Here is a 13,702-nt window from a genome sequence, read left to right on the forward strand (position 1 = left end):
TGCATCAGGCTGGCGGGGATCTACCCCTCTTTCAGTAGACCCGACCCCTGTCCCCCGCGCGCAGACTGCGCCGCTTTCGGACATGGGGACGCGTGTGGGTCAAGTGATCGAACTGAAATCGGGGCGCTGGCGCGCGGCGATCGCGCCGGATCGGGGCGGACGGCTGCGCTGGCTGGGAGCGAGCGGGACCGGCGGTCAGGAATCGTGGCTGCGCCCGCTGCTGATCGAACGGGGCACGCTGGTCGGCGGCGGTGCCGTGAGACTGGTGCCCCCGTCGGAGGTGCCCGAGGACATGGCGCGCCTGGTGCCGGATCCAGGCGCCTTCGAGGAGCCCTGGCGCCTCATCCATCAGGCCGCCGATGCGGTCACGCTGATGCTGCATCCGTGCAGCCCGGCGCCAGGGACCTGGGGCTTCCAGGCGAGCCAGACGCTGCGGCTGGACGAGCACCGGCTCGACTGGACGCTGTCGGTGCGCAACCTGAGCCGCATGCCGATGCCGGCACGACTGGGCTGGTTGCTGAACTTTCCGGACGACTTCGCCGACGCCGCATGGCTGGACGACACCCTGGACGTCGTGAAGCTGCCCGGTCGCGGCCAGGCGGCGCGGCGCGATCCCTGGTGCGGCATCGCCACGCTGAGCGGCGCCGGCGGGCGCCTCGTGCTGCTGCGCGGCGAACCGCCGATGGACACGCTGAGCTTCGAGCGCCATCCGACGCGGACGTCGGTCCAGCTCCGGCTGATGACACCGGACACGCCGCGGCTGTCGCCGCTGCCGCGCGGCGAGGAACTGACGCTGCGCCTGTCGATCGACCTGCTGGAGCCGCGGACGCCGCCGCTGCCCCGCGTCCCGCCGCACAACCCGTCCGGGTCGCTGATCCTCTGAGCGCCCAAGGGGAAGCCGATGGGCCGCCGGCGAACAGGCCGATGGGCGAGGCGAAGCCGGCGCGCGCGCCGGAGGCGGCCTCCGCGGGAGAGGCGGCCCCTATACTGCCGCGCGCTGCTCCTGCGGCCTCCCCCATGCCGACGCTGCCCTCTCCCGCCGCCTTCCGGCCCTATCTGCGCGACGCCCTGCGCGACGATCTCGTCGCCGCCGTGGTGGTCAGCGTCCTCCTGATTCCGCAGAGCCTGGCCTACGCGATGCTCGCGGGCCTGCCCCCGCAGGTGGGCCTCTATGCCAGCCTGCTGCCACCACTCTTCTACGCGGCGCTGGGTTCCAGTCCGTTCCTGAACATCGGCCCGGTGGCGGTGCTGGCGCTGATGATCATGCAGACGCTGCAGCTCGCGCCCGCCGGCGTCAGTCCGAGCGAAGCCGCGCTGGTGCTGTCCGCGGAGGTCGGCCTGTTCCTCGGCGCGGCGGCGCTGCTCCGGCTGCACGCGCTGGCCGCGCTGTTGTCTGTGCCGGTGCTGCACGGCTTCGAATCCGGCGCGACGATCGCCATCGCCGCGAGCCAGTTGCCGGTGCTGATCGGCTCGACGGCGACCGGCGGCACGCTGCCGGACCTGTGGCGTTCGATGGCGGAGCACGGCTTCGACTGGCGCGGCGTCGCGGCGCTGTTCGGCGTGGTGTCGCTGCTCGCGCTCGTCGTGGTGCGACGGCTGCCCAAGGGCTTCGTCTCGCGCATCGCGCCGCTGGCGGTGCTGCTCATCGGCATCGGCGTCGCCTGGGGCTGGGATCCGCAGGGCCTGCCGCGCGTCGGCGAGCTGCCGCCCCTGGCGCTGGTCTTCACGCTGCCGCGGCTCGATCCCGACCTCTGGACCGCGATGCTCCCCGGCGCCGCGCTGATCGGGCTGCTCGGCTACGTGTCCAGCCTGGCCGTGGCCGAATCGCTCGCGCGTCGCGTCGGGCAGCGCGTCGACGCGCGGCGCGAACTGATGGGCCTGTCCGTGGCCAACCTGGCCGCGGCGATCTCGGGCGGCATGCCTGCCGCCGCCAGCTTCTCGCGCAGCGTGCTGATGAGCGACGCGGGCAGCCGCACGCGCATGACCGGCGTCTTCGTCGCCGCGATGATGGGGCTCGTGCTGCTGACGATGTCGCCGCTGCTGGCCTGGGTGCCCAAGCCGGTGCTGGCGGCCAGCATCATGGTCGCGGTGCTGTCGGGACTGAAGTTCGGCCCCTATGCCGACGCCTGGCGCTACGACCGCGCCGAGGCGCTCCTGATGACGGCGGTGACGCTGCTGGTGATCTTCGTGGGCATCACGGCCGCGCTCGGCCTGGGCGTGGCCAGCGCGATCGCGCTGCTGCTGCAGCGCAGCGCCCGGCCGCACGTCGCGCTGATCGGCCGCATCCCGGGCACCGAGCACTACCGCAACGTCGAGCGCCACCACGTCGAACTCGATCCCGAGGTCCTCGGGCTGCGCATCGACGAGAGCCTGCTGTTCCTCAACGGTCGCAGCCTGGCCGACGTCGTCCAGGCACACCTCGACACGCACCCGACCACGCGGCGCGTGCTGCTGCAGATGTCACCGGTCAACAGCATCGACTTCAGCGGCCTGAGCGCGCTGAAGGAGCTGCACGAGACACTGGAGCGCCAGGGCCGGCGCCTGGACCTCAGCGAGGTCAAGGGACCGGTGCTCGACCGGCTCAAGGCCGGCAGGTGGGAGTCGTGGTTCCGCGGGAAGATGTACCTGTCCCACCACCTGGGCATGAGGGACGCGGACTGACGCTCAGTGCACCTCGTTCAGATGCCCATGCTTGCGCAGGTCGGGCATCAGGAAACAGACGAGGAACGCGAACAGGCACATCACCGAGACGTAGACGTAGAACGCGCTCTCGACGTTCGCGGACTTGAGGCTCAATGCGACGAACTCCGCCGAGCCGCCGAAGATCGCATTGCCGATCGCATACGACAGGCCCACGCCCAGCGCGCGGATCTCGGGCGGGAACATCTCCGCCTTGATCAGGCCGCCGATCGAGGTGTACAGCGACACGATGGCCATCGCCACGATGATCAGGCCGAAGGCCGCGTAGGGACTCTGCACGCCCTTGAGCGCCGACAGGATCGGCCAGGTGCACACCGCCCCCAGGATGCCGAACCACAGCATCGACGTGCGCCGCCCGATGCGGTCCGACAACGCGCCGAACAGCGGCTGCATGCACATGTAGACGAACAGCGCCGCCGTCATCACCGTGCTCGCCACCTTCTTGTCCATGCCCACGCTCAGCACCAGGTACTTCTGCATGTAGGTCGTGTAGGTGTAGAAGGCCAGCGATCCGCCCGCGGTGAAGCCCAGCACGATCAGGAACGACCGCATGTGCTTGCTGAACAGCTCGCGCATCGAGCCCGATTCCTTGCGGTCGAGCTGCTCGGCCTTCGCGGTCTCGGCCAGCGAACGGCGCAGGTAGAACGCGATCACCGCCGTCGCCGCGCCCGCCGCGAACGGGATGCGCCAGCCCCAGTCGTGCATCTGCGTATCGGTCAGCGTCTGCTCCAGGATCGCCACGACCAGCACCGCCAGCAACTGGCCGCCGATCAGCGTCACGTACTGGAACGACGCATAGAACCCGCGCTGGCCGCGCAGCGCGACCTCGCTCATGTAGGTGGCGCTGGTGCCGTACTCGCCGCCGACGGACAGGCCCTGGAACAGCCGCGCCGCCAGCAGCAGCGCCGGCGCCAGCACGCCGATGGTCTCGTAGGTCGGCATGCAGGCGATGGCCAGCGAGCCGCCGCACATCATCAGCACCGAGATCATCATGGCCGTCTTGCGGCCCTGGCGGTCGGCGATCCGGCCGAACAGCCAGCCGCCGATCGGACGCATCAGGAAACCTGCGGCGAACACGCCCGCCGTGTTCAGCAGCTGGACCGTCGGATCGCCCTTCGGGAAGAACGCGTGTGCGAAGTAGATCGAGGTGAAGGCGTAGACGTAGAAGTCGAACCACTCGACCAGGTTGCCGGAGGATGCGCCGACGATGGCCAGGATGCGGTCACGCTTCTCGTGCGCGGTGTAGTGTCCGGAGACGCCGGACGCCGGCGTCGGGCCACCGGCAAGGGGAGGGGTCTTGGCAGTCATGGCGGGAGCCTACTCCCGCGATGGAAAACCCGCAGACGCGGTTCGGACAAACCGAACGCCACGCGCACGGCATGAGCGCTCAGGCCATCTCCGCCATCGCCAGTCGCACGCCGAAGGCCAGGAACAGTGCGCCGATGCCGCGGTTGAGCCATCGGCCGAGCGTGCGCGCCCACCCCTGCCCACGTGCACGGGCGCCCGCCACCGCGCTCGACCAGGCGAGCAGGTGGCACCACAGCATCCCGTTCACGTTGAACACGGCGCCGAGGAACAGGAACGCCGCCGCCGTGCTCGGCGCGTCGGCCGAGATGAACTGCGGGACGAAGGCCAGGAAGAACAGTCCGACCTTGGGGTTCAGCACGTTGGTCAGGAAACCCTGCGCGAAGATCTTCCGCAGCGGGGCCGCGGGAGGCGCCGTCGGAACCGCCAGCGTTTTCCTGTCGCCCCCGTCACCAGCCCCGTCCTCGGCGGCGCGGCGCTTGAACAGCATGCCGGCGCCCAGGTAGACCAGGTAGGCCGCGCCGAGCAGCTTCACCACGGTGAACGCCGCCGTGGAGGCGGACAGCAGCGCCGACAGCCCCAGCGCCGCCGCCAGGATGTGGACGCAGGTGCCGGCGCCGATGCCCAGTGCCGCGGCCGATCCGGCGCGGAAGCCCTGCGTGGCGCTGCGCGCCATGATCAGCAGCGAGTCCGGACCCGGCGTCATGTTGAGCAGCAGGCCGGAGGCGATGAAGAGGCCGAGATCGTGGGTGCCAAGCATCGAAGTCATCTCCCGAAAGGCCGCCATCATGCCCGCCCCCGGCGCGCGCCGCGCGATATTCGCGCAGTGATTGTTCCGATCTTTTCAACGGACTGTTGCGAAGGAATGGATTTAAGGGTGAACCCTTATCGTTCATAGTTCATCCCATCGACACATCGACACCGCTCCCGGGAATCTCCTCCAGGCGACGGTTTGAAACCTCCGGGAAACCGACGGATTTCAAAACGACACCGGAATGAAACCCTGGCGCCATCGACGGGCCGAATCATCCACCCCGTGCCCCTTCGCTGTTGCCCTGGGACCGAATCTGAAAGGAAAGATCATGACCTCCAAGAACATCCTGGCTTCCGTCCTGTTCGCTTCCGCCGCCCTGGTGGCCGGCAGCGCGATGGCCAACGACAACCCGCACACCCAGCCCGTCAACACCGCCAGCGCCGTGAGCCGCGCCGAAGTGCTGGCCGACCTGGAGATCTACCGCGAGTCCGGCCTGGCCGCCGTCGAGCAGTCGGAAACCTACGGCTACGACAACGCGCGCCGCGACGCCGCCAAGGCCAAGTACGCCGAACTGCGCAGCTCGCCGTACTACGCGACCCTGGTGAAGAAGTTCGGCGGCAGCGCCCCGGCCACCGCCGTCGCCGGCCGCTGAACTCCCGTTTCCTGTTTCCTGATACCCGCCTGCAAGCAACCCCCTGAGAGAGAACTCGAACAATAGATTGGTAGAGAGCACTTTTTGAGGTCAAGGGCTCCGGCCCTGGTCGGTGGCGGTTCTCCGCACTCCTCCCTCCTGTCCGTCATCGACCGCCTATACCCCCTCGGATGAGCCACTACTCGCCGAGGGGGTTTTCTTTGCCTAAGCCGGGATTAAGTATCCGCATCGCCGCTTCCCTATCGGGTACCCATCGGTTATTCAACAGGCGCAAGCGACATATTCATCCGACATTCGCCCGAAACAGGGCGACACGGCTCGTGACCCGGGAAATGGGCGCGCAACGCGCACGACCGTGCGGAATCCCGGAGAATCGCGCCGCGGCCCCCAGCAGTCCCCTCCCGGGCCGCCAGATCAAGGGCATCGGATGGACCGGATCGTGCAAATGCGGGCGTTCGCCCGGGTGGTGGAAACCGGCAGCTTCACCAAGGCGGCCGACTCGATGGATCTCCCCAAGGCCAGCCTGACGCGGCTGGTGCAGGCGCTCGAAGCGCGATTGCGGGTGCAGTTGCTGACGCGCACCACCCGCAAGGTGACGGTCACCCAGGACGGCGCCGCCTATTACGAGCGGACCATGGCCCTCCTGAGCGAGCTCGAGGCCATCGACCAGGGGATGCTCCACGACCAGAGCAAGCCGCGCGGCCGGCTGCGCGTCGACGTGACGACGCTGACCGGATCGCGGGTACTGATCCCCGCGCTGGGGGACTTCCACGAACGCTACCCCGACATCCAGATCGCGCTGGGGGTCAGCGACCGCGCCATCGACCTGCTGGTCGACAACGTCGACTTCGTGCTGCGTGTCGGTGCGGTGCAGGACGCCGGCCTCGTGGCTCGGCGCGTCGGGCAGATCCAGTTCTGCACCTGCGCGTCGCCGGCCTATCTGGCCCGGCACGGCACGCCGGCCACGCCGCAGGAGCTCGACCTCGAGCCGCACCAGGCCGTGGGCTACTTCTCGTCGCGGACCGGGCGCGTGTTCCCGTTCGTGTTCCACCGCGGCGACGAGCGCATCGAGGTCGAGGGCCGCCGCCGCCTCGACGTCAACGACAGCAACGCCTATGTGGCGGCCGGGCTCGCGGGCCTGGGCATCGTGCAGCTGGCGAAGTACGCGGTCCAGGAGCAGCTCGACAACGGCGAGCTGGTGCCGCTGTTCCCCGAGTGGCACCACAACGCGGTGCCGGTCTACCTGGTCTATTCGCCCAACCGCTACGTGTCCGCGCGCATGCGCGTGTTCATCGAGTGGGTGGCGGAGACGCTGGCGAAGAAGGGCCTCGGCCCGGACTGAGCTGCTGGCTGATGCGCGGATTGAGGCGCCCGTTCAGATGGCGCCTGCGGGCGCACCGCCACGGCCCACCAGCCACACGACGAGCAGCACCATCAGCAGCACCCACAGCACGACGATGGCCGCGCCGACCTTCAGGTTGCGCGGCAGCCGGCCGCGCTGCTCGGCGGCGCGCAGACGCGCCCGGACGATCACCTGCGGCGGCATCAGCCGGAGCACGAGCCAGAAGCCGAGCGGCACCAGGATGAGATCGTCGAGCAGCCCCAGCACCGGGATGAAGTCGGGGATCAGGTCGATCGGGCTGAGCGCGTAGGCGGCGACCGCGATCGCCACGAAGCGCGCCAGCCAGGGGGCCTCCGGGTCGCGAGCCGCGTAGAAGACGGTGAGCAGTTCGCCCTTGAGCAGGGCGGCCCAGCGCTTGAGGGATCCGCGTTTCATCCGCCCATCATGCGTCAGCCGCGGGCAGGGCGTGTCAGTCCGCCCAGATGACTTTCCGGCGCTGGGCGATCCAGTTTTCCAGACGCGGCCCGTAGACCTCGTCCACGCGGTTGCGGCGCACCTTGAAGGTCGGCGTGATCAGGCCGTTGTCGACGGTCCACGGCGTCGCCGTGACGATGAGGCACTCGAGCTGCTCATGCGGGTCGAGCCGCGCGTTGACCTTCTCCAGATGCGCGGCCAGTTCCTGCTCCAGTCCGGCGCGATCGCGCGCGGCGGCCTCCGGCGAGAGCATCGCGATGCCCACCGGCTGCGCGAAGTTCGCGCCGGTCACCGCGCAGGCCTCGATGGCGGCGTTCGTCGCCAGGCGGTCCTCGATCGGCGCCGGCGACACGTACTTGCCCTTGCTCGTCTTGAACAGGTCCTTCACCCGGCCGGTGATGCGCACGCAGCCGGCCAGCGCGCCCTTGTCGGAGATCTCCGCCTTGTCGCCGGTCTTCAGCCAGCCGTCGGCGGTCAGCGTCTCGGCGGTCAGATCGGGCTGCTTGTAGTAGCCCAGCATCAGCGCCTGGCTCTTCATCTGCAGCTCGCCGGTGATCGGATCCAGGCGCGTCTGCACACCGTCATAGGCCGGGCCGACGCTGCCGATCTGATCCCGTCCCGGCACGGTGATGTGCGACAGCGCGAGGTTCTCGGTCATGCCGTAGCCCTCGTTGATCGGCAGGCCCAGCGTGCGGTACCACTTCAGCAGCGCGACCGGCATCGGCGCGGCGCCGCCGGCGGCGAAGGTGCATTCGTTCAGGCCCAGCGCCTTGAGGATCTTCTTGCGGATCAGGTTGCCGATGACGGGCAGCTTGAGCAGCAGGTCCAGCTTGGGCTGCGGTAGCTTGGCCTGCACGCCCTGCTGGAACTTGGTCCACAGCCGCGGCACCGAGAAGAACACCGTCGGCCGCGCGCGCTGCAGGTCGGCGGCGAAGGTATCCAGGCTCTCGGCGAAGTAGACCGTCATGCCGGTGTGCAGCCAGCCGTGCTCGACCAGCGCGCGTTCCACGACGTGCGCCAGCGGCAGGTAGGACAGCATGCGGTCGCGCTCGGTCAGCGGGATGCGCTTGAGCCCGGTGGCGATGGCCCAGGCGAAGTTGCCGAACGAGTGCATCACGCCCTTGGGCGTGCCCGTCGTGCCCGACGTGTAGATGATGGTGGCCAGGTCGTCGGCGGCGCGGATCGGCTTGCCCTTGAGCGGCGGGGTCTCCGAGCAGATCGCATCCCAGTGGTCGTAGGTGTCCTGGACGTCCTCGGGGGAGACCGGATAGGAAATGCAGGGCAGCCCGAGCGGCACGCCGGGGCGCATGCCTTCCCAGCCGTCGAGCTTGCCGACGAACAGCAGCTTGGCCTCGCTGTGGCTGAGGATCTGATGGACGGTGTCGGAGGCAAGCGTCGGGTACAGCGGCACGCTGACATACCCGGCCATCCAGATCGCGAGGTCGCTCATCAGCCACCACGCGCAGTTCTTGGACAGGATGGCGACGCGGGCGCCGGGTTCCCAGCCCTGTTCGAGGCCCAGCGTCTTCAGGTGCGCGGCCATGCGGCGCGCCTGATCGGCGACCTCTTTCCAGGTGAAGTCCTTGACCACGCCGCCGCCCAGGGGCTGGCGCAGCGTGACCCGGTCCGGCGTGTCGAGCTCCCAGGCATAGAGGCGTTGCAGCGCCAGGGAATCGGCAGGCAGGCGGGTCGTCGTGGACATCGGTGGTCTCCTTTTTTGTGGTGTTGAATCGTGACGGAATCAACACCGGAGACTACGACGCCTGACGTCGCCGAACGAGCGGGTTTCTTCGATGAACGTGATCGACTTGGCACCCTAAACCAGGGTTTCCTTTCGACACCGCTCGATCTCCCGGTCTCCCGGTCGGCGGGAGCCGGGGTGCCCCCGGGCGATTCAGCGGAGCCTGCCGAGCGTATGAGCCCGGGGGCACCCCGGCTCTCGCCGACGCGCTCGGTGCTTCGTTCAGCCCTTTGCCGCCGCCGCTTCCAGCTCGGCGGCGACAAGCGCCTCGAGCGCCGGCAGCAGCACCTCGTCGCCGGTCTCCTTCGACACCGGCGCATCGCCCAAGGCCGCCGCGCCTTCACGCTTGAGCTTCGCGACCCACTGCCCGGCTTCCTTGCCCTGCGACAGGCCGGTGCTCTGCAGCAGCAGCGTGCCGTCGGCCGCCAGCAGCTTGAAGTAGAAGAGTCCGTCGGTCTCGCGGTACTGCTTGAACGACGGCACGGTCGACTTCGCCTTGGCCGCCTGAGCGACCGGCGCGGCAAGGGCCTTGAAGCGGCGCAGGCCGACCGCCTCGCGCGCCTGCGCCAGCAGCGGACCCGCGATCGCGCGCGCCTTGGCGGCGCCTTCCATCAGGATGGCCTCGATCTTCTCGGGATTGGCCATCAGCGCCTCGTACGTCGCGCGCATCGGACCGATCTCCGCGTTGATCAGGGCGAACAGCTGGTCCTTGGCCTCCCCCAGGCCAGGCCGGCCTGCAGCGCCGCACGGAAGTTCCTGCGCTGCTCCGGGGTCGCGAACGCGTCGTAGATCTGGACCAGGTGCGAGCCCTCGGTCTCCTTGGGCTCGCCGGGCAGACGCGAGTCGGTGACGATCTTGGAGATCGCCTCGCGCAGCGCCTTCTCGCCGCCTTCGAACAGCGGGATCGAGTTGTCGTAGCTCTTGGACATCTTGCGGCCGTCCAGCCCGGGCAGCAGCTCCATCTCCTCGTCGACGCTGGCGTCGGGCAGCGTGAAGAGCTCGGTCTTGAAGGTGTGGTTGAAGCGCTGCGCGACGTCCCTCGCCATCTCGATGTGCTGGACCTGGTCCTTGCCGACCGGCACGCGATGCGCGTTGAACATCAGGATGTCCGCGGCCATCAGGATCGGATAGCTGTACAGGCCCATCGTGATGCCGGCGTCCGGGTCCTCGCCCGCGGCGACGTTCGCGTCGACGGACGCCTTGTAGGCATGCGCGCGGTTCATCTGGCCCTTGGAGGTGACGCAGGTCAGCAGCCAGGTCAGTTCGGGGATCTCGGGGATGTCGCTCTGGCGGTAGAAGGTGACCCGGCTCGTGTCCAGGCCGGCGGCCAGCCAGGTCGCGGCGATCTGCAGGCGCGAGGCCTCGATGCGGGCCGGCTCGTCGCACTTGATCAGCGCGTGGTAGTCGGCCATGAAGAAGAAGCTCTCGGCGCCCGGCTCGCGGCTGGCCGCGATGGCGCGGCGCACCGCGCCGACATAGTTGCCGAGGTGCAGGGTGCCGGTGGTCGTGATGCCGGTCAGGACACGCAGGGTCATGGGAGCTCGTCGCCGTCGTTTCGCAAAACGGCGATTGTCCCGCAAAGGCGGGCCCCCGTCGGAGGGACAGGGGTTGCCAGGGCCCGGGCGATCAGCCCAGCGTGGCCATCGACTGGCCGAGGCGCACCGCGCCGCCGGGCTGCCACTGCGCGTTGAACTGCATCGGCAGGTCCTTGGGGAACAGCAGCACGACGGTGGAACCGAGCAGGAAACGGCCCATCTCCTCGCCCTGCTTGTAGGCGAAGTGCTCGTTCTCGTAATGCCAGGTGCGCAGCCGGCCCGGCCGCGGCGGATTGACGACGCCATGCCACACCGTGGCCATGGAGCCGACGATCGTCGCCCCCACCAGCACCAGCACCCACGGACCGTGTTCGCCCTCGAACAGGCAGACCACGCGCTCGTTGCGGGCGAACAGGCCCGGCACGCCGCGCGCGGTCGTCGGGTTCACCGAGAACAGGTCGCCCGGCACATGCACCATGCGGACGAGACGCCCGGCGCAGGGCATGTGGATGCGGTGGTAGTCGCGCGGGCTCAGGTAGATCGTCGCGAAGTGGCCGTCGCGGAACTGCGCGCCCAGCTGCTGGTCGCCGCCGAGCAGCGCGGTGGTCGAGTACTGGTGGCCCTTGGCCTGGAAGATCTGGTCCGAGCGGATCGGGCCGAACTGGCTGATCGCGCCGTCGACCGGGCAGATCAGCGGCGCGTCGGCCAGCGGTCGCGCGCCGGGCTTCAGGGCCCGCGTGAAGAAGTCGTTGAAGGTCGAGTAGGCGGTCGGATCGGACTCGGCCGCCTCGGCCATGTTCACGCCGTACTTGGCGATGAAGCGCTGGATCGTCCAGGTCGTGAAACCGCCCAGTTCCGCGCCCGCCAGGCGACCGGCCAACCGCGTCATGGCCCCCTTGGGCATCAGGTATTGGGGCAGGACGGCGAGGCGATCGGACACGGCGGTGGGCCCCCGGAAGGGCGAAAAAGAGTGGCGGATTCTAGGCGGGCAAGTACGGGTCCCGCACCCGGGTTGCTCCCGGGCATCGCGTGGCCACTGAACCGGCGCCACCGCAACGTCGGATCGGACCTCGGTACCATCCGCTCTGCTTCCCGTTCCTCATTGCCTTACGGCGTCCGTCTTCCGTGGTCCCTCCGATGTCCTCCGCCGCGTCACCGCAAGCGCAATCGCACCAGCAATCTCACGAGCACAGCTCGTTCTACAAGTTCGTCCGGCTGGACGAGACTTCGGCGCTCGCGCAGCGGCTGCGCGACCTCAACGAATCGCTGGCACGCGCCATCGGCGGCAACCTGCTCCTGGCCCCGGAGGGCATCACCGGCGCGATCGGCGGTTTGCCCCAAGCCCTCGATGCCTACGAAGCCGCGTTGCGTGCCGAGCCGCCGTTCGCCGACCTGCACTTCAAGCGCAGCTTCTGCGCGACGCGCCCGTTCACGCTGCTGAAGGTGCATGAGAAGCCGGAGCTCGTCGCCTTCGGCCTGGACGGCGTGACCGGGCTGGCCGACACGCGCGACACGCATGTCTCACCGCGCGAGTGGCGCGACCTGATCCGGCGCGACGACGTCGTCGTGCTCGACAACCGCAACCACTTCGAATTCGAGCTCGGTCATTTCGATGGGGCCATCGATCCGGGCGTGCGGCACTTCCGCGATTTCCCGGCCTACATCGACGCTCACGCCGAGGCCTGGCAGCGCGAAGGCAAGACCGTCGCGATGTACTGCACCGGCGGCATCCGCTGCGAGAAGCTGTCCGGCTGGATGACCGACCGCGGGCTGACCGTGCGGCAGCTCGACGGCGGCATCCTCAACTACTTCGAGCAGATGCCCGATGCCGACGCGGATTGGCGCGGCGAGTGCTTCGTCTTCGACAAGCGGATCGCGATCGACACGCACCGCCGCGAGACCGCGACGACGGCCGAAGAGGTCTACGGCGACGATCCGGCGGAGGCCTGGCGCCTCGCGCGGGCGAAGCGGCTCGATCCCAAGGGCTGAGCTCAGCCCGTCAGGTCTCCGGTCAGGCGCAGGCGGCGTGGATTGCGCGTGTCGATGACGGCGGTATGCGCGGCCTTGTCGTGCAGGCCCTGGCGGTTGGCGTCCCACAGGATCTGCAGGAAGCCCATGCCGCCGGTCGTCGCGCCGGCCGCGTAGCCGCCGTAGCGGCGCACGCAGAGCATCGGCTTGAGCGGCTTGCCGGTCAGCTCCACGATGCGCAGGCCCATCAGCCTCTTGCCCGGCGTCTGGCCCGGCCAGATCAGCGGGAAGGCCACGAAGTAGACGAAGGCCCAGACCAGGTTCAGGCCCACGACCTCCCACCAATGGCGGAGCTTTTCAAGCGGCGAGCGCTTGGCCTCGTCCTTGAGTGTGCGGACCTCTTCCTGCAGCGCCTTGATGCGCACGCGATCCGCCTTGCGCTGGAGCTCGCCGTCCTGCTCGACCCGCCGAATCACTTCCTGCTCCAGCCCGCCGGACGCCGATCCGGACGCGGCCGAGGCCGCCGCCGTGGCGGTCGCGACCGCGTGCTTCACGAGGTCCTTGACGTCCTCGTGGACGTCGGTGGTGTCGGTGTCGTCGTGGCGATCGGCCTTGTCCACGGCAGCGGCGGCGACGGCCTCGCGCCGGGCCCGCTTCGTCGGCTCGTCGATGTGTTCCATCGTGCTCGTGTAGAGCCCGAACGCGACCAGGCACAGCGCCGGCGCCCAGCCGAGCCAGCCGGACTCCTGCTGGACCTCCCCGCGGGAGGCGCGCTGCCGCTTGTACCAGCGATACGCCACCCAGCAGCAACCGCCCAGCAGCGGCGTGTTGCCGAAGTTCGAGAGCACCGTCACCAGCCCCACGTCGACGGCCATCGCCTTCGCGCGCTGCCAGGGCGAGGCCAGCGGCAGGCCGAGCAGCGCCGGGGCGACGTTGAGATCCTCGGGCGTGATCCAGTCGCGCGGGTCCTCGGCGGCCTCCGAAGCGCCGCGGCGCTTCGCGAGCAGCCGGCGGACCGGCGAGGATGCCGGAGACGCCGCGGACACCGGGGACGCCGGGGAAGGCAAAGGCACGGACGCCTCCGGCACCGAGGGCACGGCCGCGGAGGGGGACGGATCGACGGGCGGGATCATGGGGCGGGATTGTGGCGAGGGCGTTCCTCGTCCGACGCCCATGACTTCCCTACATCCGTCGCCTCGGGGCGACGGCCCGGCGCGGCGAGTCCGGAGGA

At 69.3% G+C, this 13,702-nt stretch carries 11 protein-coding genes and 1 pseudogene; 5 read left to right on the plus strand and 7 right to left on the minus strand.

Annotation, left to right across the window (positions count from 1 at the left end):
- Positions 1–94: 94 nt before the first annotated feature.
- Positions 95–883 carry a hypothetical protein gene (locus ACQ859_RS01650; protein WP_431264333.1) on the plus strand — a complete coding sequence of 263 codons (789 nt, stop codon included), beginning with the start codon at positions 95–97 and terminating at the stop codon, positions 881–883.
- A 134-nt stretch (positions 884–1,017) separates the two neighbouring features.
- A complete protein-coding gene (locus ACQ859_RS01655) occupies positions 1,018–2,661 on the plus strand; it encodes a SulP family inorganic anion transporter (RefSeq protein WP_431264334.1) in 1,644 nt (547 codons plus the stop codon).
- 3 nt (positions 2,662–2,664) lie between these two features.
- Here ACQ859_RS01655 and ACQ859_RS01660 read toward each other — a convergent pair whose 3' ends face one another.
- Complete coding sequence (locus ACQ859_RS01660; protein ID WP_431264335.1) at positions 2,665–4,008, minus strand: MFS family transporter; 1,344 nt, start codon at positions 4,006–4,008, stop codon at positions 2,665–2,667.
- Positions 4,009–4,087: 79 nt separating this feature from the next.
- Positions 4,088–4,765: a LysE family translocator gene (locus ACQ859_RS01665; protein WP_431264336.1), complete on the minus strand. Its 678-nt coding sequence runs from the start codon at positions 4,763–4,765 to the stop codon at positions 4,088–4,090.
- Positions 4,766–5,087: 322 nt separating this feature from the next.
- Between ACQ859_RS01665 and ACQ859_RS01670 the strand changes: the two genes are divergently transcribed.
- Both ACQ859_RS01670 and ACQ859_RS01675 read left to right on the plus strand, forming a co-directional pair.
- Entirely contained in the window at positions 5,088–5,411 is a 324-nt protein-coding gene (locus ACQ859_RS01670) for a DUF4148 domain-containing protein (RefSeq protein ID WP_431264337.1), read from the plus strand.
- A 445-nt stretch (positions 5,412–5,856) separates the two neighbouring features.
- A complete protein-coding gene (locus ACQ859_RS01675) occupies positions 5,857–6,753 on the plus strand; it encodes a LysR family transcriptional regulator (RefSeq protein WP_431264338.1) in 897 nt (298 codons plus the stop codon).
- 33 nt (positions 6,754–6,786) lie between these two features.
- On the opposite strand, the gene ACQ859_RS01680 is transcribed toward ACQ859_RS01675, so the two are convergent.
- From ACQ859_RS01680 to asd, 4 genes and pseudogenes are all read right to left on the minus strand, one after another.
- Positions 6,787–7,188 (minus strand): YkvA family protein, encoded by a 402-nt coding sequence (locus tag ACQ859_RS01680; protein ID WP_431264339.1) that lies wholly within the window; start codon positions 7,186–7,188, stop codon positions 6,787–6,789.
- Positions 7,189–7,222: 34 nt separating this feature from the next.
- Positions 7,223–8,929, minus strand: a complete 1,707-nt coding sequence (locus ACQ859_RS01685) for an AMP-binding protein (protein ID WP_431264340.1) — start codon at positions 8,927–8,929, stop codon at positions 7,223–7,225.
- A gap of 261 nt (positions 8,930–9,190) precedes the next feature.
- Positions 9,191–10,503: pseudogene (locus tag ACQ859_RS01690) on the minus strand (tryptophan--tRNA ligase).
- A 91-nt stretch (positions 10,504–10,594) separates the two neighbouring features.
- Positions 10,595–11,443: an archaetidylserine decarboxylase gene (gene asd / locus ACQ859_RS01695; protein ID WP_431264341.1), complete on the minus strand. Its 849-nt coding sequence runs from the start codon at positions 11,441–11,443 to the stop codon at positions 10,595–10,597.
- A gap of 197 nt (positions 11,444–11,640) precedes the next feature.
- On the opposite strand from asd, the gene ACQ859_RS01700 reads away from it, so the two are divergent.
- Positions 11,641–12,492: a rhodanese-related sulfurtransferase gene (locus tag ACQ859_RS01700; RefSeq protein WP_431264342.1), complete on the plus strand. Its 852-nt coding sequence runs from the start codon at positions 11,641–11,643 to the stop codon at positions 12,490–12,492.
- 2 nt (positions 12,493–12,494) lie between these two features.
- On the opposite strand, the gene ACQ859_RS01705 is transcribed toward ACQ859_RS01700, so the two are convergent.
- The gene (locus ACQ859_RS01705) at positions 12,495–13,604 is read right to left on the minus strand and encodes an RDD family protein (protein ID WP_431264343.1); all 1,110 of its coding nucleotides are present in this window, start codon (positions 13,602–13,604) and stop codon (positions 12,495–12,497) included.
- Positions 13,605–13,702: the final 98 nt, after the last annotated feature.

This window comes from Roseateles chitinivorans, from assembly GCF_050632235.1.
GTDB lineage: Bacteria > Pseudomonadota > Gammaproteobacteria > Burkholderiales > Burkholderiaceae_C > Roseateles > Roseateles chitinivorans_A.